Source organism: Micromonospora sp. DT44, assembly GCF_049841635.1.
Taxonomy (GTDB): domain Bacteria; phylum Actinomycetota; class Actinomycetes; order Mycobacteriales; family Micromonosporaceae; genus Micromonospora.
This window is the reverse complement of sequence record NZ_JBNCKS010000003.1, coordinates 121,084-144,438: the sequence shown is the minus strand read 5'-3', so window position 1 is coordinate 144,438 and position 23,355 is coordinate 121,084. Positions and strand designations below refer to the sequence as shown.

The 23,355-nt window shown below is 73.5% G+C and carries 19 protein-coding genes; 14 read left to right on the top strand and 5 right to left on the bottom strand.

The genetic code is table 11. The features are described 5' to 3' along the window. Positions 1–89 precede the first annotated feature (89 nt). Positions 90–1,046, bottom strand: coding sequence for a GNAT family N-acetyltransferase (locus ACLQ25_RS03190; RefSeq protein ID WP_425728861.1), 957 nt, complete (start codon positions 1,044–1,046; stop codon positions 90–92). 79 nt (positions 1,047–1,125) lie between these two features. Between ACLQ25_RS03190 and fdxA the strand changes: the two genes are divergently transcribed. Genes fdxA through ACLQ25_RS03165 form a run of 5 tightly spaced genes read left to right on the top strand, consistent with a single transcriptional unit; the run spans position 1,126 to position 5,014 of the window. Continuing rightward, positions 1,126–1,452 carry a ferredoxin gene (gene fdxA / locus ACLQ25_RS03185; RefSeq protein ID WP_007464872.1) on the top strand — a complete coding sequence of 109 codons (327 nt, stop codon included), beginning with the start codon at positions 1,126–1,128 and terminating at the stop codon, positions 1,450–1,452. Continuing rightward, positions 1,449–2,555 (top strand): succinyldiaminopimelate transaminase, encoded by a 1,107-nt coding sequence (dapC, locus tag ACLQ25_RS03180; protein WP_425728962.1) that lies wholly within the window; start codon positions 1,449–1,451, stop codon positions 2,553–2,555. The genes fdxA and dapC overlap by 4 nt, the downstream gene beginning before the upstream one ends. 14 nt (positions 2,556–2,569) lie before the next feature. Next, positions 2,570–3,721 carry a prephenate dehydrogenase gene (locus tag ACLQ25_RS03175; RefSeq protein ID WP_425728859.1) on the top strand — a complete coding sequence of 384 codons (1,152 nt, stop codon included), beginning with the start codon at positions 2,570–2,572 and terminating at the stop codon, positions 3,719–3,721. A 10-nt stretch (positions 3,722–3,731) separates the two neighbouring features. Further along, a complete protein-coding gene (locus ACLQ25_RS03170) occupies positions 3,732–4,379 on the top strand; it encodes an SIMPL domain-containing protein (RefSeq protein ID WP_425728857.1) in 648 nt (215 codons plus the stop codon). Next, complete coding sequence (locus tag ACLQ25_RS03165; protein ID WP_425728855.1) at positions 4,379–5,014, top strand: nucleoside/nucleotide kinase family protein; 636 nt, start codon at positions 4,379–4,381, stop codon at positions 5,012–5,014. Before ACLQ25_RS03170 ends, ACLQ25_RS03165 begins: the two co-directional genes overlap by 1 nt. Here the strand turns inward: ACLQ25_RS03165 and ACLQ25_RS03160 are convergent. Continuing rightward, the gene (locus tag ACLQ25_RS03160) at positions 5,011–5,568 is read right to left on the bottom strand and encodes a sugar O-acetyltransferase (RefSeq protein ID WP_425728853.1); all 558 of its coding nucleotides are present in this window, start codon (positions 5,566–5,568) and stop codon (positions 5,011–5,013) included. The genes ACLQ25_RS03165 and ACLQ25_RS03160 overlap by 4 nt on opposite strands. 96 nt (positions 5,569–5,664) lie before the next feature. Here ACLQ25_RS03160 and ACLQ25_RS03155 point away from each other — a divergent pair, with 96 nt between their 5' ends. Beyond that, entirely contained in the window at positions 5,665–9,066 is a 3,402-nt protein-coding gene (locus tag ACLQ25_RS03155) for a S8 family serine peptidase (RefSeq protein WP_425728851.1), read from the top strand. 51 nt (positions 9,067–9,117) lie between these two features. Here ACLQ25_RS03155 and dapD read toward each other — a convergent pair whose 3' ends face one another. Beyond that, positions 9,118–10,077: a 2,3,4,5-tetrahydropyridine-2,6-dicarboxylate N-succinyltransferase gene (dapD, locus tag ACLQ25_RS03150; protein ID WP_355050590.1), complete on the bottom strand. Its 960-nt coding sequence runs from the start codon at positions 10,075–10,077 to the stop codon at positions 9,118–9,120. 78 nt (positions 10,078–10,155) lie between these two features. Between dapD and dapE the strand changes: the two genes are divergently transcribed. Continuing rightward, positions 10,156–11,229: a succinyl-diaminopimelate desuccinylase gene (dapE, locus tag ACLQ25_RS03145; RefSeq protein ID WP_425728849.1), complete on the top strand. Its 1,074-nt coding sequence runs from the start codon at positions 10,156–10,158 to the stop codon at positions 11,227–11,229. 39 nt (positions 11,230–11,268) lie between these two features. On the opposite strand, the gene ACLQ25_RS03140 is transcribed toward dapE, so the two are convergent. Further along, on the bottom strand, positions 11,269–11,439 hold the full coding sequence (locus tag ACLQ25_RS03140; protein ID WP_425728847.1) for a hypothetical protein: 171 nt from the start codon (positions 11,437–11,439) through the stop codon (positions 11,269–11,271). Positions 11,440–11,593: 154 nt separating this feature from the next. Here ACLQ25_RS03140 and ACLQ25_RS03135 point away from each other — a divergent pair, with 154 nt between their 5' ends. From ACLQ25_RS03135 to ACLQ25_RS03105, 7 genes are all read left to right on the top strand, one after another. Beyond that, entirely contained in the window at positions 11,594–12,457 is an 864-nt protein-coding gene (locus tag ACLQ25_RS03135) for a TIGR00730 family Rossman fold protein (RefSeq protein ID WP_396804748.1), read from the top strand. Continuing rightward, positions 12,457–13,002, top strand: a complete 546-nt coding sequence (locus ACLQ25_RS03130; protein WP_425728845.1) for a TIGR00730 family Rossman fold protein — start codon at positions 12,457–12,459, stop codon at positions 13,000–13,002. Before ACLQ25_RS03135 ends, ACLQ25_RS03130 begins: the two co-directional genes overlap by 1 nt. Before the next feature lie 125 nt (positions 13,003–13,127). Beyond that, positions 13,128–16,874 (top strand): ATP-dependent helicase, encoded by a 3,747-nt coding sequence (locus ACLQ25_RS03125; protein ID WP_425728843.1) that lies wholly within the window; start codon positions 13,128–13,130, stop codon positions 16,872–16,874. Continuing rightward, on the top strand, positions 16,871–20,293 hold the full coding sequence (locus tag ACLQ25_RS03120; RefSeq protein ID WP_425728841.1) for an ATP-dependent helicase: 3,423 nt from the start codon (positions 16,871–16,873) through the stop codon (positions 20,291–20,293). The genes ACLQ25_RS03125 and ACLQ25_RS03120 overlap by 4 nt, the downstream gene beginning before the upstream one ends. A gap of 226 nt (positions 20,294–20,519) precedes the next feature. After that, positions 20,520–20,723, top strand: coding sequence for a transcription antiterminator/RNA stability regulator CspE (gene cspE / locus ACLQ25_RS03115; protein ID WP_101369720.1), 204 nt, complete (start codon positions 20,520–20,522; stop codon positions 20,721–20,723). Between the two features lie 223 nt (positions 20,724–20,946). Further along, a complete protein-coding gene (locus ACLQ25_RS03110; protein ID WP_425728838.1) occupies positions 20,947–22,272 on the top strand; it encodes a DEAD/DEAH box helicase in 1,326 nt (441 codons plus the stop codon). 201 nt (positions 22,273–22,473) lie between these two features. Further along, on the top strand, positions 22,474–22,674 hold the full coding sequence (locus ACLQ25_RS03105) for a hypothetical protein (RefSeq protein ID WP_357126006.1): 201 nt from the start codon (positions 22,474–22,476) through the stop codon (positions 22,672–22,674). 239 nt (positions 22,675–22,913) lie between these two features. Here ACLQ25_RS03105 and ACLQ25_RS03100 read toward each other — a convergent pair whose 3' ends face one another. Further along, positions 22,914–23,354, bottom strand: a complete 441-nt coding sequence (locus tag ACLQ25_RS03100; RefSeq protein WP_425728836.1) for an RrF2 family transcriptional regulator — start codon at positions 23,352–23,354, stop codon at positions 22,914–22,916. Position 23,355: the final 1 nt, after the last annotated feature.

Genomic DNA, 23,355 nt, shown 5'->3' with positions numbered 1-23,355 from the left:
TCGCGTCGATCTTGCACTTTCGGTTGCCGGCATGAGCTTGGACGCCCCATATGTCGCCGCAGAAAGTGCAAGATCGACGAGCGGGGGTGTCAGCTCGGGGCGACGCGCGTCAGGTAGGTGTGGTGGGTGCTGAAGCCCAGCGTTCGGTAGAGCGCGATGGCTGCCGTGTTGCGCTGCTCCACCTGCAGGAACGCGTGTGTCGCGCCGGCCGACACGCCCCAGGCCGCCAGCGCGCCGATCACACGGCGGGCCAGCCCCTGCCGGCGGGCGGCCGGCACCACCTCGATCAGGCTGAGGCCCAGCCATCGGCCCTGGCCGGTCACCGTTGCCCGGCCGATGGCCGCCAGCGCGCCGTCGACGTACCCGTGGGCGAAGCGGACCTGGTCCACGGCGGTGAGCACGTGCCGGGCGGCGTCCGGTAGACCGCCCTTGCGGCCGGCCGCGATGGCGAGCCAGTCCTCGCTCGGCGCGGTCACCACCTCGACGACCGCAACGCCCGGCCCGCCGAGCGCGAGGGCGTCGACGGGCAGGGGCGCGGTCTGGACGAGGGTCGGTGGGCGGGTGGTCCAGCCGCGCTCGTCCAGCTCGGCGCCGACCGGCGCGGCGAGCGGCAGCGGCGTGTTGATCATCGCGGGCTGACCCCGTTCGGCGTACCAGCGCTCCACCGCGTCCACGGCCGCCGGCAACGGCCGGTCGGGATCGCCGATGGGCAGCGCCGAGTTGGCCCGGCCGGTCCAGCCCTCGGCCGAGCGCAGCAGCCAGTCGCCGAGTCGGCCTCGGGTGGGGGCGGGCCACGCCTCGTCGGCGGCCCGTTCCAGCGCCACCACCGCCGCGGCCGTCGGCCGTCGGGTCGGCGGCACCCGCTTCGCCCGGTGCACCTGCGCCACCGGGACGCGCAGCGGCCCGTGCGCCGTGGCGAGGGTGAGATGAGCCTCGCTCAGCTCGACCAGCTCGCCGAGGGCGTCGCTGAACAGCGGGCGGCCTTCGCGAATCCCCACAATCCGGCGGACTACGATCCGATGTCCCACATCCTGCTGTCGGAGCACGATCGACCCCCTCCCCGGCGAGATACTAGGCTCTTACCGTCGCGGGAGATCGCGGCGCGTCTTGCGGAGGAGAAGACCGGTGACCTACATCATCGCCGAGCCGTGCGTGGATGTGCTCGACAAGGCATGCATCGAGGAATGCCCGGTCGACTGCATTTACGAGGGCAACCGGATGCTCTACATCCACCCCGACGAGTGCGTCGACTGTGGTGCCTGTGAGCCCGTCTGCCCGGTGGAGGCGATCTTCTACGAGGACGACGTCCCGGAGCAGTGGAAGGACTACACCGGCGCGAACTACGAGTTCTTCGAGGACCTGGGCTCGCCCGGAGGCGCCTCGAAGATTGGCAAGGTGGAGAAGGACGCGACCTTCGTCGCCGCGCAGCCGCCGCGCGGCGAGGGCCACTGAACCGGCCCGCGCCGGTCTCGGCACGGCTACCCGAGTTCACCTGGGACACCCTGGAGGCCGCGGCCACCCTGGCCGCGGCGCATCCGGATGGCCTGATCAACCTCTCCATGGGTACGCCGGTCGATCCGGTCCCGTCGGTGATCCGTCAGGCGCTGGCTGACGCGTCCGACGCGCCGGGTTACCCGCTGACCGCCGGCACCCCGGCGCTCCGCGCCGCCATCGCCGCGTGGGTGGCCCGGGCCTGTGGCGCGGGCGTCGACGGTCTCGGTGTGTTGCCGACGATCGGCTCCAAGGAGCTGGTCGCCTGGCTGCCCACCCTGCTCGGCATCGGCCCGGGCGACGTGGTCGTCGTGCCGTCGATCGCCTACCCGACGTACGAGGACGGTGCCCGGCTGGCCGGCGCCACCGTGGTCCGCGCCGACTCGCTCACCTCGGTCGGGCCGACCTCGCGGGTCCGGTTGGTCTGGATCAACTCGCCCGGTAACCCGACCGGCCGGGTGCTGCCCGCGGCGCACCTGCGCAAGGTCGTCGACTGGGCGCGGGAACGCGGCGCGGTGGTCGCCAGCGACGAGTGTTACCTGCCGCTGGGCTGGTCGGCCGAGCCGGTCTCGGTGCTGTCCCCGCAGGTCTGCGGTGGCGATCACACCGGTGTGCTGGCCGTGCACTCGCTCTCGAAGCGGTCCAACCTCGCCGGTTACCGAGCCGGATTCGTGGCCGGCGATCCGGCCCTCGTCGCCGAGCTGCTGAAGATCCGTAAGCACGCCGGGATGATCGTGCCCGCGCCGGTGCAGGCCGCCATGGTGGCCGCCCTGCAGGACGAGGGGCACGCCGTCGAGCAGCGGGAACGCTACCGCGCCCGACGCGAGGTGCTGAGCGCCGCGTTCACCGAGGCCGGCTTCACGATCGAGCACTCGGAGGCGGGCCTCTACCTCTGGCTCACCCGCGACGAGGACTGCTGGCAGACCGTCGACTGGCTGGCCCGGCGCGGCATCCTGGTCGCGGCCGGCGCCTTCTACGGCCCCGCCGCCCAGCGGTACGTGCGGGTGGCGCTCACCGAGTCCGACGAGCACGTCGCGGCGGTCGCCGGCCGGCTGCGGGCCTGACCGGGCGTCCGGCGATGACCGACGGCACGACCGTCCCGACGCCGGACGCCGGTGCCGCCACGCCAGCGGGCGACCAACGCCGCGAGGCGGGCGACCAACGCCACGAGGTCGCCGGGTCAGGCCCGGAGGTGGACGATCGGAATCCCGAGGCTGACGGGGCGTACGCCCGGACGCGGGTGGCGGTCGTCGGCACCGGCCTGATCGGCGGTTCGGTGCTGTTGCGGCTGCGCGACGCGGGTCTCGACGTGACGGGCTGGGATCCCGATCCGGCCACCCGGGAGCGCATGCGGTCGTGCGGTGTGTCGGCACCGGACACCGTCGAAGAGGCCGTCGCCGGTCGGGATCTGGTCTTCCTCTGCGGCCCGCTGCCCACCCTTGCCGGGACGTTGGCGCAGGTGGCCGAGCTGACCGCGCCGGGCTGTGTGCTCACCGACGTGGGCAGCACCAAGGTCGAGGTGGCCGACGCGGCCGACCGGCTCGGGCTCGCCGATCGTTTCGTACCCGGACATCCGATGGCGGGCGCGGAGTCCGCCGGCCTGGCGGCGGCCTCTCCGACGCTGCTCGCCGGCGCGGCCTGGGTGCTCTGCCCGGCGCCGGGCGCGGCGACGCCCGCCTTCCGCTGGCTCACCGGGCTCCTGGTGGAGCTGTTCGGCGCCCGGGTGGTGCCGATGTCCCCGGCCGCGCACGACTCGGTGGCCGCGCTCGCCTCGCACGTTCCACACCTGCTGGCCGGCGCGTTGGCCGGTGCGACGCAGCGGTCGCCGCTGCGCGACGCGGTGTTGGCCCTGGCGGCGGGCAGCTTCTCCGATGGCACCCGGGTCGCCGGGACGCCGGCCGAGCGGACGGCCAACATGCTGCTCGGCAACCGTGCGCGGGTGCTGGACGAGTTGGCCGGGGTGCGCGTACTCCTGGATGAGCTGGCGGACGCGCTGCGGTCCGCCGACGCGACGGGGTTGACCGCCCGGTACGCGCAGGCCGGCGCGGCGCGGTCGGCGCTGCGGAATCGGCGGTTCGCCGCGGCGGACCGGGAGTTCCCGGCCGACGGCGACCACACCGTCGAGGTGGCCTGGCTGCGCGAACTGGGTGTTGCCGGCGGCCATCTGACCGGCTGCCGGGTCGGTCCGGACGTCGTCTCCTACCCGGCACTGCTGCCGCTGGCTGACTAGGCTGACAGGTATGGCGACGGACGGCCCGGTGGTGCAGGTGCGCGGCGAGGCGACCCGGGAGGTGCCGCCCGAGCTGGCGCGGTTCGCGGTGACCGTGACGGCCCGCGGCCGGGACCGGGAGGCGACGCTCACCCAGTTGGCCGAGGGGGCAGCCGCCGTCCGGGTGCTGTTGGACGGCTCCGAGCCGGCGGTGGCCCGGCGGGAGACCGGCGACCTGTGGGTCCGGCCGCAGACCAAGCGCTCGGGTGAGCGTGTGGTGGGCTGGATCGGCAGCGTCACCACCAACGTGACGGTCACCGACTTCACGGCGCTCGGCGAGTTGATGCTCCGGCTCGCCGACCAGGATCAGGTCCAGGTGTCCGGCCCCTGGTGGGAGCTGCGCCCGGACAGCCCGGCGTACCGCGAGGCGCGGCACGCCGCGATCGGCGACGCGCTGCTGCGTGCCCGGGAGTACGCCGAGGCGCTGGGTGCCCGGGTCATCGCCCTCATCGAGCTGGCCGACTCCGGTCCGGCCGACCGGCCGATGTTCGCCCGCGCGGCGTACGCCGGGGGCGGAGGCGGCGGTGGTGTTCCCGAGCTGGAGTTGGACCCGCAACCGCAGACCGTGCAGGCGGCGGTGCAGGCGCGGTTCACGATCAGCGAACCGGTGCTCGACTGATGCCGCCGGCCCGGGTGCTGGCCATCGACGAGTTGGTGGCGCGGGCGCGGTCACTGGCCGACGCCGGCCCGCGGCAACTGCTCGGCATCACCGGGGCGCCCGGTGCGGGAAAGTCCACCCTGGCGGAGCGGATCGTCGCCGAGGTCGGGGCGAGCGCGCGGCTGGTGCCCATGGACGGCTTCCACCTGGCGCAGACGCAGTTGGAACGGCTGGGCCGCGCCGACCGCAAGGGCGCGATCGACACCTTCGACGCCAACGGGTACGTCTCGCTGCTGCGCCGGTTGCGTCGGCTGGAGCCGACCTCGGTGTACGCGCCGGAGTTCCGCCGGGAGGTGGAGGAGCCGGTGGCCGGGTCCATCGAGGTCCCGCCGTCGGTTCGTCTCGTGGTGACCGAGGGCAACTACCTGCTGGTGCCGGACTCTCCCTGGGAGGAGGCCCGGACGTTGCTGCACGAGGTGTGGTTCCTCGACCTGGACGCCGAGCTGCGCCAGCGTCGGTTGACCGCCCGGCACGAGGCGTACGGGCGTTCGCCGGAGGCAGCCCGGGCGTGGGCGCTGGGCAGCGACGAGGCCAACGCGGCTCTCATCACCCCGACGGCCGTGCACGCCGACCTGGTGGTCCGCCTGCCGGACTAGTCGAGCTCGCGGACCGGTCGGGCCGGGTTGCCGACGGCGACGACGTTGGCGGGCAGGTCCCGGGTGACCACGGCGCCCGCACCGACCACGGTGTTTGCGCCGACCGCGACCCCGGCCAGGACGATCGCGCCGCCGCCGAGCCAGGCGTTGTCGCCGATGGTGATCGGCTTCGCGGCCTCCCACTTGTCGCGGCGGGGGCCGGGCTGCACCGGGTGGGTCGGGGTGAGCAGTTGTACGTTCGGTCCGACCTGGACGTCCGCGCCGAGGGTGATCGGGGCGACGTCGAGGAAGACCGCGTGGTAGTTGACGAAGCTGCGCGGCCCGATCCGGATGTTCCAGCCGTAGTCGCAGTAGAACGGCGGCCGGACCCAGCTGTCGTCGCCCAGGTCGCCGAGCAGGTCGCGCAGCGCCGCGAGCCGGGCCGCCGGGTCGGCCGCTGAGCTGGTGTTGAAGCGCTCCATCAGGCGGGCGGCCCGGTCCAGGTCGGCGACGAGTTCGGGGTCGTCGGCGAGGTAGGGCTCACCCGCCAGCATCCGGTCCTTCATGGAGGTCACCCGGTCGATGATGCCGGCGGGGGGCGGTGTCCCGTGGCAGGTTCGTCGTATTTTCGTCTTCTTTTTGCATACCCGGTATGCAATTCTGGGTTGTCAATGCGACTCCTATCAATCAGGACGCACGACCAGGAGGAAACGTTGCACCAGGGAAGAAGATTGGCCGCTCTCGGCCTCGTGTCAGTGCTGGCGCTCGCCGCGCCGGCTCCCGCCTCAGCCGCGACCGCCGCGCCCGCCCCACCTGGCGGCGCCGACCGACAGTCCACTGCGCTCGGAACCAGCCCCGAGCGCTCGACCACCGTCACGCTGATCACCGGTGACCGAGTCACCGTCACCGCTTCCGGCGCCTCGGCCCAGCCCGGCCCCGGCCGTGCGGCCGTGCAGTTCCTGGTCCAGCGCGAGAGAGGACGCCTCTCGGTGCTGCCGACGGACGCGCTGCCGTTGCTGCGCTCGGGCCGGGTGGACCGGCGACTCTTCGACGTCACCGGGCTGATCGAGGCGGGTTACGACGACGCCCACCGCAAGACGCTGCCGCTGCTGGTGTCGTACGGCTCGACGGACGCCGCCCGGCGAGCGCCGGCCGCGCTGCCCGGCACCCGGGTGGTCCGCGACCTACCGGTGATCGAGGGCGCCGCCCTCAGCAGCGACAAGTCCTCCCTCGGCGCGGTCTGGGCGGCGGTCAGCACTGGCTCCAGCGCGGCTCGGCTCGGCGCGGCGGGGGGCGTCGAGCGAATCTGGTTGGACGGCCGTCGACGGGTGGCTCTCGACCACAGCGTGCCGCAGATCGGGGCGCCCGCCGCCTGGTCGGCCGGGTTCACCGGCAAGGGCGTGTCCGTGGCCGTGCTGGACACCGGTGTCGACGCGACCCACCCGGACCTGGCCGGCAAGGTGGCCGAAGCGCGCAACTTCACCGAGGTCGCCGACGCCCGGGACACCGTCGGCCACGGCACCCACGTGGCCTCGACCATCGCCGGTTCCGGCGCGGCCTCCGACGGTCGCTACCGGGGTGTGGCGCCGGACGCGACGTTGCTGGACGGCAAGGTCTGTGAGGACCAGGGCTGCCCCGACTCGGCGATCCTCGCCGGCATGCAGTGGGCCGCCGTGGAGAAGAAGGCGGCCGTCATCAACATGAGCCTCGGCGGCTGGGACACGCCGGAGGTCGACCCGCTCGAAGAGGCGGTGCAGACCCTGACCGCGCAGACCGGCACGCTGTTCGTCCTCGCCGCGGGGAACGACCGCTCGGACGGCTCGGTCGGCTCCCCGGCCAGCGCCGACGCCGGGCTCGCCGTGGGCGCGGTGGATCGCGACGACGAGTTGGCTGAGTTCTCCAGCCGGGGTCCCCGGATCGGTGACGACGCGCTGAAGCCCGACATCACCGCACCCGGCGTCGACATCGTCGCCGCGAAGTCCGCCAACGGCGTCATCGGTGATCCGGTGGGGGACCGGTACGTCACGCTCTCCGGCACCTCGATGGCCACCCCGCACGTCGCCGGGTCGGCCGCGTTGCTGGCCCAGCAGCACCCGGGATGGCGGGCCGACCGGCTCAAGGCCACCCTGATGGCCGCCGCCAAGCCGCACCCGGAGCAGACCGCCTACCAGCAGGGCGCCGGGCGCGTCGACGTCGCCCACGCGATCACCCAGCAGATCACCACCGACCCGGTGAGCGTCTCCTTCGGGCGTACGCTCTGGCCGCACAACGACGACACCCCGATCACCCGTACGGTGACCTGGCGTAACGATGGTCCGGCCCCGGTCACCGTGGACCTGAGCGTCGAGGGCGCCGGCCCGGGCGGTCGAGCGCTGCCGGCCGGTCTCTTCCAGTTGGGCGCCAGCCAGCTCACCGTACCGGCGGGTGGCACGGCCGCCACGACCGTCACCACGGACACCCGGGTCGGCGACGCCGACGGCTACTGGACCGGCCGGATCGTGGCCCGGGCGGGGTCGGCCGTCGCCGTGACGCCGCTGGCCGTGAACCGGGAGGTGGAGAGCTACACGCTGACCGTGGAACACCTGAACCGCGCGGGCGCTCGTACCGCCGACCACTGGAGCGCGCTGGTCGGGATGGACACCTTCGCCACCTGGGACCTCTTCAGTACCGATGGGGTGGCCACCGTGCGGGTGCCCAAGGGGCACTACGGCCTCAGCGGCCTGGTCTTCGAGCCGGGGCCGGAGGACGAGCAGCGCGGGATGTCGTTGTTGATGCAGCCCGTGTTGACGATCGAGCGGGACACCCGGATCGTCGTGGATGCCCGCCGGGCCAAACCGGTCCGGACCACCATTCCGGACCGTAACGCCGCCCCGGAACTGATCGACGTCAGCGGCAACTTCACGGCTGCCGATGGCAGTGGGTACGGGATCGGGCTCTGGGCTGACACCTTCACCGGTCTGAGCAGCGGTCAGCTCGGCAAGACGGTCTCCGCCGACCAGTTCGTCTCCACGGTCAGCAGCCAGTGGATCAAGCCGGGCACGCCCGACAGCCCGTACCTGTACGCGCTGGCCGAAGCAATCCCCGGTCGGATGCCCACGGGGTTCGTCCGCGACTACGCCCGAAGTGACCTGGCCGCCGTCGTGCACCGGTTCCTCGGTGGCTACGCGGGCATGGAGGCCGAGCGAACCGTGTACCCCGTGTTGGAGTACAACGTCGGCGGCTCCGCTCTGGTCCTGCCCACGAGCGTGCCCGGCCAGCGGGTCGAGTACTACAACACCAGGGGGGTGCAGTGGGAGTCGGACATCTACTTCGGCACCCTGGACGAGGAGGGGTGGCTGAACCCGCAGGCCGTGCTCCTCTCCGTCCCCACCGCGTACCGGGCCGGGCGGACGGTCCAGGAAATCTGGAACCAGGCGCCGTTCGGGCCGTCCTTCCCGAACCCGCGCTGGCCGCACCAGAGCGTGACCCGGGCCGGCGACACCATCGCGGTCGACCTGCCGATCTTCAGCGACGCGGCCGGTCACCCGGGCGGCTCGTTGAGCGACAGCGAGCACACCAAGCTCTGGCGCGACGGCAAGCTGGTCGGCGAGAGCGAGTACGCCGGCTACGGGGACTTCACCGTGCCGCCGGCCGCGGCGCACTACCGGCTCGTCGCGTCGTCGAAGCGGAGCTTCACCGACCTGAGCACCGAGGTGGAATCGAGCTGGACCTTCCGGTCACGGCACGTCGCCGGTGACACGCCGGCCCGCCTGCCGCTGATGGCGGTTCGCTTCGCGCCGCCGCTGCGCGCCGACGGCAGCGCACCGGCCGGGCGGAGCTTCCTCGTACCGGTGCGGGTGCAGCGGCAGCCCGGGGCTACGGCCGCCGGGGTCCAAGGGCTCACCGTCGACGTCTCGTACGACGGTGGGAAGACCTGGGACAAGGCGAAGCTGGTCCGTACCTCGGCCGACGGTTGGTCGGCACTGTTGCGGCATCCGGCCGGCAAGGGCCACGTGTCGCTGCGGGCCACCGCCCGGGACGCCGCCGGTAACACGGTGACGCAGCGGATCATCCAGGCGTACCGGTTGCGCTGAGGCGTACTCCCGTCGGGTCCGCGGCCGAGTGCCGCGGACCCGGCGGGTACGTCAGTCGTTCGCGTGCAGGGCGGCGTTCAACTCGATGCCGCGGCCGGTGCGCGGGCGGGCCTCCAGCGCGCCCGTCACCGAGTTACGCCAGAACAGCAGGCCGTCGACGCCGGACAGCTCCCGGCCCTTGACCACCCGGCCGTCCGGCAGCGTGATCTTGGAGGCGGCGGTGATGTAGCAGCCGGCCTCGACCACGCAGTCGTCGCCGAGGGAGATGCCCACGCCCGCGTTCGCGCCGATCAGACTCCGCTCGCCGATGCTTACCTTCTCGGTGCCGCCGCCGGAGAGCGTGCCCATGATCGAGGCGCCACCGCCGATGTCGGAGCCATCGCCGACCAGCACCCCCTGCACGATCCGCCCCTCGACCATCGAGGTGCCCACCGTGCCGGCGTTGAAGTTGACGAAGCCCTCGTGCATCACGGTGGTGCCGGCGGCCAGGTGCGCGCCGAGGCGGACGCGGTCCGCGTCGGCGATCCGCACACCCGAGGGCACCACGTAGTCGGTCATCCGGGGGAACTTGTCCACCCCGTACACCGACAGGTGCCGGCCCGCCGCCCGCTCGATCACCCGCAGCTCGTCCACCCGCTCCGGCGGGCACGGCCCGGCGGACGTCCAGGCCACGTTCGCCAGCTTGCCGAAGACGCCGTCGAGGTTGAGCTGGTTGGGCCGCACCAGGCGGTGGGAGAGCAGGTGCAAGCGGAGGTACGCGTCGGAGGCGTCCTTGATGGGGTCGTCCAGCGAGCCGATGACGGTGACCACCTGCACGGTACGCAGACCGGGCAGCGGCCGGTCGCCCAGCGCGCCCGGCGGCAGGTCGAGCACGTCCGACTTGTCCTCGCCGGCGATCAGCGGCAGCTCACCCAGGCCCAGCTTGCCGGTCGGGTACCAGGTGTCGAGCACCTGCCCGTCGGCGGTGACGGTGGCCAGGCCGATGCCCCAAGCGGAATCTGCGGACGTCACTGTTAACCCTCTCGGTCGCGGCCACGCCGGCCTCGGCTCGCTCCTCGCGCTGACAGACCTGAAGGTACCGTGCGAACCATGGAGAACCCGCTGACCCCCGAGGTCCTCGCCGATCCGGTGCAGCTGACCCGCGTACTGGTCGACATAGAGTCCGTGTCCCTCAACGAGAAGGCGATCGCCGACTGCGTGGAAGAGGTGCTGCGGGGCGTACCGCACCTGACGACCCACCGGCACGGCAACACGGTGATGGCCCGTACCGACCTGGGCCGCTCGCAGCGCGTCGTGCTGGCCGGGCACCTCGACACGGTGCCGCTGAACAACAACTTCCCGTCGACCATGCGCGGCGACCTGATGTACGGCTGCGGAACCTCCGACATGAAGTCCGGCACCGCGTACGCGCTGCACCTCGCGGTGACGCTGCCCGAGCCGCGCTACGACGTGACGTACTTCTTCTACGAGGCCGAGGAGATCGAGTCCCGCTACAACGGGCTGAACCTGGTCGCCCAGGCGTTCCCCGAGTGGCTGGAGGCGGACTTCGCGGTGCTGCTGGAGCCGACGTACGGCATCGTCGAGGCGGGCTGCCAGGGCACCATGCGGTCCATCGTCACCACCACCGGCGTACGCGCCCACTCGGCGCGCTCCTGGCACGGGGTGAACGCGATCCACGGCGCCGGGGAGGTGCTGCGTCGCCTCCAGACGTACGAGGCACGACGGGTCACCATCGACGGCTGCGACTACCGCGAGGGCATGAACGCGGTACGCATCAACGGTGGGGTGGCCGGCAACGTCATCCCGGACCTGTGCGAGGTCGAGGTCAACTACCGGTTCGCCCCCGACCGGACCCCGGCCGAGGCGGAGGCACACGTGCGTGAGGTATTCGCCGGTTTCGAGGTGCGGGTCACCGACTCGATCGCGGGTGCCCCGCCCGGGCTCGGCGCCGCCCCGGCGAAGGAGTTCCTGGCGGCGGTCGGCGCCGCACCGATCGGCAAGCTGGGTTGGACGGACGTGGCCCGGTTCGCGGCGATGGGGATTCCGGCGCTGAACTTCGGCCCGGGCGACCCCAACCTCGCCCACCACCCGGACGAGCACGTCGAGATCAGCAAGATCCGTGACGGCGCGGCGACGCTGCACCGCTGGCTCGCGCCGGCCTGAGCCCGGTCACCGGGGCTACCGGTGGCCAAGAGGTTCGCGTCAGCCTGGCCCGTTGTCGGCGGCGCGAACCTCTTGGTCGGCTCCGGATCCAGCGGCGGCAGGCGGGGAGGCGGGATCGAGGGCGCGGATGCGGCGGCGCTCGGCCACCACGTCTTGAATCCGTCGCTGCATCTGTCGACGGATCCGGATCATCTCGCTGTTGCTGATCACGCTGTCTCCTCCCCCGAAGGCGCGCGCCCGGGCATACCCGGTATGCGAATAGTAAGACGTACGGGGAAGCGAAATAGTTGCCCTTGATCGCGAACTATTTCTCCGGCTCCCCGCCCCGGACCCCGACGGTGTGCCGCTCCACTACGGTTGCTGCATGAGCCAGAACAACGGGCGGGAGGCCGGCCGCGGTCCCGGACAGGAGAGGCACCGGGGCGCTGTCACGCTGCGTCGGGGTGCCATCCCGAACAGCACCGCCGACCAGCGGCTGCTGGATTCGCGTGGACGCGGCGACTGGAAGACCAAGGACGCCTGGCGCGCGCTGCGCATCCTCTCCGAGTTCGTCGAGGGCTTCGACACCCTCGCCGACCTGCCGCCGGCCGTCAGTGTGTTCGGCTCGGCGCGCAGCGGGCCGGACACCGCCGAGTGCCGGTTGGCCGAGGAGGTGGGCGGCGCGCTGGCCCGCGCGGGCTACGCGGTGATCACCGGCGGCGGGCCGGGCGTGATGGAGGCCGCCAACCGGGGCGCCACCGAGGCCGGCGGGCTCTCCGTCGGGCTCGGCATCGAGCTTCCGTTCGAGCAGGGCATCAACGACTGGGTCGACCTGGCCATCGACTTCCGCTACTTCTTCGCCCGCAAGACCATGTTCGTCAAGTACGCCCAGGCGTTCGTGGTGCTGCCCGGTGGGTTCGGCACCATGGACGAGCTCTTCGAGGCGCTGACCCTGGTGCAGACCGGCAAGGTCACCCGGTTCCCGGTCGTGCTGATGGGGGTGGCCTACTGGCAGGGGCTGCTCGACTGGCTGCGCGACACGATGGCGGCCAGCGGCAAGATCGGTCCGGTGGACCTGGACCTGATCTGCCTCACCGACGACGTCAACGCCGCCGTCCGCCACATCGTCGAGGCCGAGGCGGCGCTCTCGGCCGAGCAGGACGCGGTCCGCGACGAGGCCGTGGCGCGTACCGGCGCCGACCAGCAGGCCGCCGCCGAGCAGGCCGCCGACCGGCCCCGGGAGGACTGATGGCGGCCGTCTGCGTCTTCTGCGCCTCCTCCCGTACCCTCGACCAACGCTGGCTCGACCTCGCCACCGAGACCGGTGCGGAGCTGGCCCGGCGCGGGCACACGCTGGTCAGCGGCGGTGGCTGCGTCGGCATGATGGGCGCGGTGGTCGACGGCGCCCGGGCCGCCGGTGGCCGCACGGTGGGTGTCATCCCGCAGGCGCTCGTCGACCTGGAGGTCGCCGACCTGGCCTCGGACGAACTGCTGGTGACCGGCTCGATGGCCGATCGCAAGACCCTGATGATCGACAGGTCGGACGCGTTCCTCGCCCTGCCCGGCGGCCTCGGCACGCTGGACGAGCTGTTCGAGGTCTGGACCACCGCCACCCTGGCGCTGCACGCCAAGCCGATGGTGCTGATCGACGCCGACGGCTTCTACCGCCCCCTGCTGGACTGGCTGCACACCATCACCGACCAGCACTTCCTCAAACCGGCCGGCCTCGACCTGCTGACCGTGGTCACCACGGTCCCCGAGGCACTGAAGGCGCTGGAGTCCCACCTACCCTGACTCCGGGCCACCTCGTCGGTCGTGAGGGTGGCGGCAGGGCCGTCGGCGTGTCGTGCCTCCACCTTCACGATCGGCCTGGCGGCGTGGGTGGGGTTGCTGTCGTAGGGGGGTGATGGGATTTGGTGATGCAGTCGTACCGGTTGGTGCGGCGGCCCGGGGGGCCGGCGCTGGGGGATGAGGACGCGCCGGGTGACGGTGGCGTCCTCGCCGTCGCGGCCGACGCGACCGGGTCGGCGGGCGCGCGCTGGCACGCCGATCCGGTCCAGGCCGAGATCGTCGGGCACACCGACGGGCCGATGCTCGTCGTCGGCGGCCCCGGCACCGGCAAGACCAGCACCCTCGTCGAGGCGGTCGCCGCCCGGATCGCCGAGGGGGTCGACCCGGAACGGATCCTCGTGCTGACCTTCGGCCGCCGCGGCGCCACCGCACTGCGCCAGCGCATCGAGGCCCGGGTCGCGCAGGACGGCTACCGGGTGCTGCGTGAGCCGCTGGTACGCACGTTCCCGGCGTACGCCTTCGGGCTGCTGCGCCGCGCCGCCGCCGAGCGCGGCGAGCCGTCACCCCGCCTGCTGACCGGCCCCGAGCAGGATCTGATTATCCGCGAGCTGCTCGACGTGGTGGGCGAGGCACCCGAGGACGACCCGGTCGGCTGGCCCACCGATCTGCGGCCGGCACTGCGCACCCGGGCCTTCGCCGGTCAACTGCGTGACCTGCTCATGCGAGCCGCCGAACGCGGTGTGGGTCCGGGCGACCTGGCCCGGCTGGGCGAGAAGCTCGGCCGCGCCGACTGGCCGGCCGCCGCGCGCTTCCTGCGGGAGTACGTCGAGGTGCTCGCGCTGCGCGACGTCAGCAACCGGGGTTCGATCGCGTACGACCCCGCCGAACTGGTCCGGGCCGCCACCGGTCTGCTGCGCGACGACGAGGAGTTGCTGGCCGCCGAGCGCCACCGCCTCGCCCACGTGTACGTCGACGAGCTGGCCGACACCGACCCGGCCCAACTCGAACTGCTCTCGGTCATCGCCGGCGGTGGCAAGCCGCTCGTGGCCTTCGCCGACCCCGACTCCTCCACGTACGCCTTCCGGGGCGCCGACCCGGCCGGAGTGTCCACCTTCCGGCACCGTTTCCGGACGGCCTCTGGAGCACCGGCCGCGCAGGTGCTGCTGAGCACGTCGTACCGGGCCGGACCGGTTCTGCTCGACGCGGTGGCCCGGCTGGGCCGCCGCCTTCGTGGTCCGACGGCGCACCGCCGGCTGCGTCCGCTGCCGGACGCCCCGACCGGCGTGGTCGAGGTGCACACCTTCCGGTCGGCGACCAGCGAGGCCGCCTGGCTGGCCCACATGCTGCGCTCGGCCCACCTGCTGGACGGCGTGCCGTGGTCGCGGATGGCAGTGCTGGTGCGGTCCACCGCCCTGCAACTGCCGACCCTGCGACGCGCGCTGCACGCCGCCGGCGTCCCGACGGTGGTGCACGGCGAGGACCTTCCGCTGCACCTGCAACCCGCGGTGGCGCCGCTTCTGCTGCTGCTGCGGTGCGCCCTCGAGCCGGACCGGCTCGACGAGGAGGCCGCGGTCGCGTTGCTGCACTCGCCGCTGGGCGGCGCTGACCCGCTGGCCGAACGACGACTGCGGCAGGGGCTGCGCGCCCTGGCGTTGGCCGGGGGCGACCGCCGCCCGTCCGGCGAGCTGATCGTCGAGGCGTTGCGTGACCCGACGGAGCTGGCCACCATCGACCGACGGTGGGCGGAGCCGGCGCAGGCGGTGGCCGGCCTGCTCGCCACCGCCCGGGACGCCGCCGCCCAACCGGGCGCCACCGCCGAGACCGTCCTCTGGGAGGTGTGGGACGCCAGCGGCCTGGCCGAGCGCTGGTCCGGCGCGTTCGCCCAGGGGCGGCCGGTGGCCGGCGAGGGCGACCTGGCCCGGCGTCGGCGGGCCGAGGCAGCCGACCGCGACCTGGACGCCGTGCTCGTGCTCTTCGACGCGGCGGCCCGCTTCACCGACCGGCTACCCGGCGCGCGCACCGAGGTCTTCCTCGACCACGTGCTCGCCCAGGACCTGCCGGCGGACACCATCGCGCCGACCGCCGACCGGGGCGCGGCGGTACGACTGCTCACCGCGCACGCCGCGAAGGGCCTGGAGTGGGACCTGGTGGCGATCGCCGGCGTGCAGGAGGGCATCTGGCCGGACCTGCGCCTGCGTGGCAGCCTGCTCGGGTCGGAACGGCTGGTCGACGTCCTGGCCGGCCGGTCCGTCGGCGGCGCCCGGGCCGCCAACGTCGTGGGTCAGACCTCGGCGTTGCTCGACGAGGAGCGCCGGCTGTTCCACGTCGCCATCAGCCGGGCCCGCCACCGCCTGCTGGTCAGCGCGGTGGCGTCGGCGGCGGTCGGTGGCGACGACCACGAGGAGCAGCCCAGCCGGTTCCTGCACGAGCTGCGCCCGCCCGCCCCGCCGAGCCCGCCCGCCCCACCGAGTCCGCCAAGTCCGCCCGGCCCGCCCGGCCCGCGCACCGGCCCGCCCGGTGGTGGGCCCGCCACCGACGCCGCCCCCACCAGTAGCGCGGTCGCCGCCAGCGCGGTCGCCGCCAGCGCGGCCGGCACCAGCGCAACCAGCAGCAGCGGGGCCGCCGCCAGCGCGGCCGGCACCAGCGCAACCAGCAGCAGCGCGACCGGCACCAGCGCGGTCGCCGCCAGCGCGACCGGCACCAGCGCGACCGGCACCAGCGCGACCGGCACCAGCGCGGTCGCCGTCAACGCGACCGGCAACGGCGGGGTACGCAGCGGCGGTGCCGCCACCGGCGCGGCCGTCGGTGGCGGTGACATTCTGGCCGACGGAGACGACGGGCCGGACCAGCCCGGTGCGCTGCCGGTCACCCGGCCGCCACGGGCGCTCACCCTGCCGGCGCTGGTCGCCGAGCTGCGTACCGCCGTCATCGACCCGGGCGCGCCGGCGGTCCGGCGGCGCGCCGCGGCGGCCGAGTTGGCGCGGCTCGCCGCCGCCGGAGTGCCCGGCGCGCACCCCGACGACTGGTGGGGGCTGCGGGCACTCTCCGACGACCGGCCGTTGGTCGACGACGGGGCGCCGGTGCGGGTCACGCCCTCGGCGATGGAGAGTGCGCTGCGGTGCAGCCTGCGCTGGCTGCTGGAACGGCACGGCGGCAGCGGCCCGACCAGCACCGCGCAGGGCGTCGGCAACCTGGTGCACGCCGCCGCGATGCTCGCCGAGGACGCCAGCGCCGACCGGGGCGCACTGCTCGACTACGTGGCCGCCCGGTTCGACGCGATCGAGCTGGCCGCCCGGTGGATGGCCGGGCCCGAGCGGGAGCGCGCCGAGGCGATGGTCGACAAGCTGCTGCGTTGGCTCGCCACCAACCCGCGTCGGCTGCTCGCCATCGAACACGAGTTCGCGGTCCGGCTGGACGATCCGCAGCGCCCGGTCGACCTGACCGGGCGGGTCGACCGGCTGGAGGTCGACGAGGCCGGCCGGCTGGTGGTGATCGACCTCAAGACCGGCAAGTCGACCGCGGTGACCGGCAGCGAACTGGCCGAGCACCCGCAGCTCGGCGCGTACCAGGCTGCGGTGGAGGCGGGGGCCTTCGCCGAGTTCGGCGACGAGTCCGGTGGCGCGGCGCTCGTGCAGCTCGGCACCTCCGCGAAGGACGCCCGGGAGCAGAACCAGCCCGCGGCGGGGGAGGGCCCGGCCGCCGGCTGGGCGACGGCGCTGGTCCGGCGGACCGCCGATACGATGGCAGCCGCCACGTTCGCCGCGGTCGCCAACTCGAAGTGCCGGGTCTGCCCGGTGCGGACCAGCTGTCCAGTCTCCGGGCAGGGACGCCAGGTGGTCGAGCCGCCGACCGTCCGTCCCCCGGAGAATTCATGAGCCAGCCCACCCTGTTCGGCGCGGGTCCCGCGCCGACGCCCCGGCTCGCGGACTCCGGCCCCCGGTACACGCCGGTGGAGCTGGCCAAGTTGCTGCGGCTGCCGGCGCCGACCCGCGAACAGGCCGCGATCATCGCCGCCCCGGTGGAGCCGCTGCTGGTGGTCGCGGGCGCCGGGTCCGGCAAGACGGAGACGATGGCCGCGCGGGTGGTCTGGCTGGTGGCCAACTCGTACGTGCGCCCGGAGCAGATCCTGGGGTTGACCTTCACCCGCAAGGCGGCCGGTGAGCTGGCGCACCGGGTCCGTACCCGGCTCGACCAACTGATCCGTCGGGTCGGCCGGCAGGACCGCGACCCGCTGGACGACCCGCTCGCCGGTGAGCCCACCGTCTCCACGTACCACTCGTACGCCGGGCGGATCGTCACCGAGCACGGTCTGCGGGCCGGCTACGAGCCGTCGACCCGGCTGCTCACCGAGGCGTCCCGCTGGCAGTTGGTCGACCTGTTGGTGCGCAACTACGACGGCGACATGTCCGAGGTGGACCGGATGCCGAGCACCATCACCGACGCGGTGCTGGCCCTCGCCGGGGAGTTGGACGAGCACCTGGTCGCCCCGGACGAGTTGGCGGCCTGGACCGGTCGGTTCTTTGCCGAGGTGCAGTCGCGTCCCGGCCGGGTCTACGCCGATGTACGCAAGGCGCTCACCCTGCAACAGACCCGGCTGCGCCTGCTGCCGCTGGTGCGGGCGTACGCCCGACGCAAGCTGGACTTCGAGGCGATGGACTTCGCCGACCAGCTCGCCCGGGCGGCCCGGGTGGCGCGGGATCACCCGGCGGTCGGCGAGATCGAGCGGGACCGCTTCCGGGTGGTGCTGCTCGACGAGTACCAGGACACCAGCCACGCGCAGGTGGTGCTGCTCAACGCGCTGTTCGGCGGCGGTCACCCGGTGACCGCGGTGGGCGATCCGTGCCAGTCCATCTACGGCTGGCGCGGGGCCAGCGCCGGCACCCTCGACCGGTTTCCGACCGAGTTCGCGCGCTCCGACGGCGAGCCCGCGCGGGCGCTGGGGCTGACCACCAGTTGGCGTAACCGCCCGGAGATCCTGCGGGTGGCGAACGCGCTGTCCACGCCGTTGCGTGCGGCCGGCGCTCGGGTTCCGGAGCTGCGCTCCGCGCTGACCGTCCGGGACCCGATTCCGCACCGCAGCCCCGGTGGGGCGGCCGGTGGCACGGTGTACTGTGCGCTGCTGCACACGTATGCCGACGAGGCCGCGTGGATCGCCGACAGTGTGCTCGCCGCGTGGCGTGGCGCCGCCCGGATGCCCGGCGCGGCGCCGGAGCACATTCCGGTGGCGCAGCGCCCGACGACGGCCGTGCTGGTCCGCGTTCGCAGCCAGATCCCGGCGATCGAGTCGGCGTTGCGCGAGCGGGGCCTTCCGGTGGAGGTGGTCGGGCTGGGTGGCCTGCTGGACACTCCCGAGGTCCGCGACGTGGTGTGCACGCTGCGGGTGCTGGCCGATCCGACCGACGGGGCCGCCCTGCTGCGGTTGCTCACCGGCGCCCGGTGGCGGATCGGGCCGCGGGACCTGGTGGCGCTGCACCGACGGGCGCGGGGCATCGCGAAGGCCCGCCAACAGGTGGCCGCCGACGAGGACTCGGACATCAGCCCCGACCTGCTGGACGAGGCGACCCTGGTGGAGGCGTTGGCCGATCTCGGGCCGGCGCAGGCGTACTCGGCGGAGGGGTTCGGGCGGCTGCGGGCGTACGGCACCGAACTGGCGTTGCTGCGCTACCGCCTGGACCAGGCGCTGCCGGATCTGATCGCGGACATCGAGCGGACCATCGGCCTGGACGTCGAGGTCGCGGTGCGCGCCGGCCGCGACGGCGCGGGCGACGCCGGCCTGGCGCGGGGTCACCTGGACGCCCTGGCCGACGTGGCGGCCCGCTTCAGCGGTGAGACGCCCGGCGCGACGCTCTCCGGCTTCCTGTCCTACCTGGCTGCCGCCGAGGACGAGGAGCGCGGCCTCGCCCCGGGCGAGGTCGAGGTTGTGGAGGGCGCGGTGCAGGTGGTCACCGCACACGCCGCCAAGGGCCTGGAGTGGGATGTGGTGGCGGTGGCCGGTCTGTGCCGGGGCTCGTGGCCCGGTCCGGTCCGTAACTCCGACCACTGGCTGGGCGGCCTGGGCGTGCTGCCGTTCCCGCTGCGGGGGGACGCCGACGGGCTGCCCGAACTGGCGCTCGACGAGGCTGCCGACCAGCGTGCCGTGGCCCGGGCGGTGGCCGACTTCACCGATGCCTGGCGGGCCCACGACGAGCGGGAGGAGCGCCGGCTGACGTACGTCGCGGTCACCCGGCCGCGCCGGCTGCTGCTCTGCTCCGGGTACTGGTGGGGCGAGGGCACGAAGCGACCGCGAGGTCCGTCGGTCTTCCTGCGCGAGGTGTACGACGCCTGTCTGGACGGCGGCACCGGGCACCTGGTCGACACGTGGACGCCGGAGCCCACCCCGGACGCCACGAACCCGACGGCCGAGGTGGTGCTCCGCGCGGAGTGGCCGGCCGACCCGCTGGGCGGCCGCCGGCCGGCGTTGGCCGAGGCGGCCGGACTCGTCCGCCGGCTGATGACCGACGGTCCGGCGTCGGCGCTGCCGGGGCCGGTCGGGCCGGCGCTCGCCGGCGCGCTGCCGTCGACCGGGTCCAACGCCGAGACGGTCGAGACGGCAGACCCGGAGGTGGAGCGCTGGCGGCAGGAGGCGGATCTGCTGCTGGCCGAGCGGGCCGAGCTGACCCGGCTCTCCGGCGCGGTCGAGGTGGCCCTGCCGGGGCAGCTCAGCGTCACCCAGTTGGTGGCGTTGCGGCGTGACCCGGCGGCGCTGGCCCGTACGCTGCGCCGTCCGGTGCCCACCGAGCCGAATCCGTACGCCCGCCGGGGCACCGCCTTCCACGCGTGGCTGGAGCAGCGTTTCGGCGCCGACCGGTTGCTCGACGTGGACGAGCTGCCCGGCGCGGCGGACGCGGACGCCGCGCCGGACGAAGCCCTGGTCGAGCTTCAGGAGCGCTTCCTGGCCAGCGAGTGGGCCGACCGGGTGCCGGTCGAGGTGGAGGTGCCGTTCGCCACGGTGATCGCGGGTGTGGTGGTCCGGGGGCGGATGGACGCGGTCTTTGCCCGCCCGGGCGGACGGTTCGACGTGGTCGACTGGAAGACGGGCGCGCGTCCCACCGGCACGGCCGCCCAGGTGGCGGCGGTCCAGTTGGCTGTGTACCGGCTGGCGTGGGCCGAGCTGGCCGGTGTCGACGTCGAACGGGTGGGCGCGGCGTTCCACTACGTGCGGGACGGGGCGACCGTCCGTCCGACCGATCTGCTGGACGTGACCGGGCTCACCGCCATGATCGCTCACTTGCCCGTGGATTCCGGCCAAGTTTGACCACGACGGGGAAATCCGTGGTAGGTTGACCGGGTTGCAGTTTTGGTTACCAGAGACTCTGTGTGCGCCTGGCGGGATTGTGGCCCCAGGCGCTCTTTGTTGTGTCCGGAGTTCTCCGGGCGGGGCGACCAGAAGCGACAGGCGATTCGCGCATCCCCGCGCGGAGCGCTCCTCTTCGGGCGCGCAACAAGTGCGCGTCCGACGTTCCGTCAAGGAGACGAAACACATGGCTATTGGCACCGTGAAGTGGTTCAACGCTGACAAGGGCTTCGGCTTCATCACCCCGGACGGCGGCGGCGCTGACGTCTTCGCCCACTTCTCGGCGATCCAGTCCTCCGGCTACCGGAGCCTGGACGAGAACCAGCGGGTCGAGTTCGAGGTGACCCAGGGCCAGAAGGGCCCGCAGGCGGAGAACATCCGCCCGATCTGATCTTCGGATCGGTCAGCATTACCTGTCGCGCCCTCCGGGTGTGACGGTGACGGGACCGGCCCGCCTCGCCGCCGCCTGCCTCCGCAGGCGGCGGCCCGGTGGCGGGCCGGCCCGTACTCCAATCGGTTCGTGCTTGTGAGTCCTGGCTGCCTTGCGCGGCCGGTTGACAGCGCCGACTTCGGCGCCCTCCCTCGACACGTTCCGCGTCGAGGAAGGCTTCTGCGTGACCACAGTTATTCCGTCTTTCGCCCATACCGGTCTGGCGCCGGCGCTGCTCAGCGCCCTGACCGCGCAGGGCATCATCGAGCCGTTCCCGATCCAGACGGCGACTCTTCCGGATTCGCTCGCGGGTCGGGACGTGCTCGGCCGGGGTCGTACCGGCTCGGGTAAGACGCTCGCCTTCGGGCTCCCCCTGCTCTCGCGTACCGCCGGCCGTAAGGCCCGGCCGGGTCGCCCGCTGGCCCTGGTGCTGGTGCCGACCCGGGAGCTGGCGCAGCAGGTGACCACCGCGCTGGCCCCGTACGCCCGTGCCGTCGGTCTGCGCTGCGCCACCGTCGTCGGCGGGTTGTCGTTGCAGCGCCAGGCGGACGCGCTGCGCGCCGGCGCCGAGGTGGTCGTGGCGACCCCCGGCCGGCTGCACGACCTGATCAACCGCGGCGACGCCCGGCTCGACCAGGTCGAGATCACCGTGCTGGACGAGGCCGACCAGATGGCCGACATGGGCTTCCTGCCGCAGGTGACCAAGCTGCTGGAGCAGGTCGCCCCGCAGGGTCAGCGGATGCTCTTCTCCGCCACCCTGGACGGCGGCGTGGACCGGCTGGTCCGCCGCTTCCTCAGCAGCCCGGTCACCCACTCGGTCGACCCGGGCACCGCCACGGTCACCGCGATGACCCACCACGTGCTGCACGTCGACGCGCTCGACAAGCCCGACGCGTTGACCCGGATCGCCGCTCGTGAGGGCCGCACCATCCTGTTCATGGGCACCAAGCACCGCGCCGACCGGCTCGCGCGCCAGTTGCTCTCCAAGGGTGTACGCGCCGCCGCGCTGCACGGTGGTAAGTCCCAGCCGCAGCGCACCCGCATCCTGGAGCAGTTCCGCAACGGCCAGGTGACCGCCCTGGTCGCCACGGACGTGGCGGCGCGCGGCATCCACGTGGACGGCCTCGACATGGTCGTCAACGTGGACCCGCCGACCGAGGCGAAGGACTACCTGCACCGGGGCGGTCGGACGGCGCGCGCCGGCGAGTCCGGCTCGGTGGTGACGCTGGTCCTGCCGGAGCAGCGCCGCGACGTGTCCCGGCTGATGGCCACCGCCGGCATCCGGCCGCAGTCGGTCCAGGTGCGCTCGGGTGACGAGGCGCTGGCCCGGGTCACCGGGGCGCGTGAGCCCTCCGGTGTGCCGGTCACCATCGCCGCGCCGCCGGTGGCGGCCAACCGGGGACGGGCCGCGGGTGGCTCGGCAGCCACGGACGGCGCGCCCCGCTCCGCGCACCGCGCGTCGGGCCGGTCCCGCCGCCCGCGCCGCCCGCGCCGCCCGCGTACGGTCTGATCCTTTCCGCACGACACCGACCCGTCCCGCTTCGGCTGGGCGGGTCGGTTCGTTCCGTGCCGCTGCCCGCACTTGACCGTTCGGTTGAATCGGTAATCAGCCTCCGTTGGGTCGGCTGGCCGACTGTGCCCTGCTCCCCGGTGGCCGAAGCTGACCACCGGGGGAACTGGGCGGGGGCCCGGCACGGGGGGAGGAGCGGCAATGGTGGGTGAAGCCGGCTCGGGGGCGCTGCGTGAACTGATCCTGGTGGTCGCGGTCGGGCTCGCCGGGTTGCTCCTCGCCATGGTCGCGGCCTTCGGCCCCTGGCATGCCACCACGGCGGGCAACGCTCCCGCCGGTCTGGTGGAGCTGCGCAGTCCCGGCGACCCGGGCCCCGGCCCGACGGTCGAGCACCGGGGCTGAGCAGCGACCGGCCGACCGGCGCCGGCGGAGGGGCAGGCCCGGTCAGGATCGGTACGAGGTGTGGTCGGGCCGGCGGGGCACCGGCCCGACCACACCGCCTCGGTACGCGGGTCCGCCAGCTCGTCGATCTTGCAGCTTCGGTCGTCGATCGGCCGTGATACGCCCCTTTTGTCGCCGCAGAAAGCGCAAGATCGCGCGGCGGGGCGGGGCGGGACGGGACAGGGCGGGACCGGGCGGGGTCAGGGGGCGGTTCGGGTCTGGTTGTTGGCCAGCAGCAGGTCGGCCAGGGTGGTGCTGTCGACGACGGTGGCGATCGCCCCGTGCACCGCCAGCCAGACGTCGGTGAGCCCGGCGGCCACCCCGTGGTAGCCGGCCCGTTCGGCGGGTAGGCCGCGCACGGTGGTCAGCGACCCACCGACCGCGCGCAGCACATCCCCAACCGTGATCTCGGTGGCCGGCCTGGTCAGCGCGTACCCACCATCAGCGCCGCGATGGCTGTGCAGCAGACCGGCGCGACGCAGGTCGAGCAGGATGCTCTGGAGGAAGCTGAGCGGGATCTCCTGCACCTCAGCCAGGCTGCCCGCCTTCACCAGCTCGCCGACACCGTCGCCGCCCGGTGCGGCGGCGGCGACGGCGAGCATCGCCCGGAGCGCGTAGTCGCTGCGCGCGGAGACGTACACC

Excerpts from the sequence above, each read along its gene's own strand:
- ACLQ25_RS03175 (WP_425728859.1), top strand. The coding sequence starts at position 2,570 with ATGACCGACGGCACGACCGTCCCGACGCCGGACGCCGGTGCCGCCACG.
- ACLQ25_RS03170 (WP_425728857.1), top strand. The coding sequence starts at position 3,732 with ATGGCGACGGACGGCCCGGTGGTGCAGGTGCGCGGCGAGGCGACCCGG.
- ACLQ25_RS03165 (WP_425728855.1), top strand. The coding sequence starts at position 4,379 with ATGCCGCCGGCCCGGGTGCTGGCCATCGACGAGTTGGTGGCGCGGGCG.
- ACLQ25_RS03155 (WP_425728851.1), top strand. The coding sequence starts at position 5,665 with ATGCGACTCCTATCAATCAGGACGCACGACCAGGAGGAAACGTTGCAC.
- dapE (WP_425728849.1), top strand. The coding sequence starts at position 10,156 with ATGGAGAACCCGCTGACCCCCGAGGTCCTCGCCGATCCGGTGCAGCTG.
- ACLQ25_RS03135 (WP_396804748.1), top strand. The coding sequence starts at position 11,594 with ATGAGCCAGAACAACGGGCGGGAGGCCGGCCGCGGTCCCGGACAGGAG.
- ACLQ25_RS03130 (WP_425728845.1), top strand. The coding sequence starts at position 12,457 with ATGGCGGCCGTCTGCGTCTTCTGCGCCTCCTCCCGTACCCTCGACCAA.
- ACLQ25_RS03125 (WP_425728843.1), top strand. The coding sequence starts at position 13,128 with ATGCAGTCGTACCGGTTGGTGCGGCGGCCCGGGGGGCCGGCGCTGGGG.
- ACLQ25_RS03120 (WP_425728841.1), top strand. The coding sequence starts at position 16,871 with ATGAGCCAGCCCACCCTGTTCGGCGCGGGTCCCGCGCCGACGCCCCGG.
- cspE (WP_101369720.1), top strand. The coding sequence starts at position 20,520 with ATGGCTATTGGCACCGTGAAGTGGTTCAACGCTGACAAGGGCTTCGGC.
- ACLQ25_RS03105 (WP_357126006.1), top strand. The coding sequence starts at position 22,474 with ATGGTGGGTGAAGCCGGCTCGGGGGCGCTGCGTGAACTGATCCTGGTG.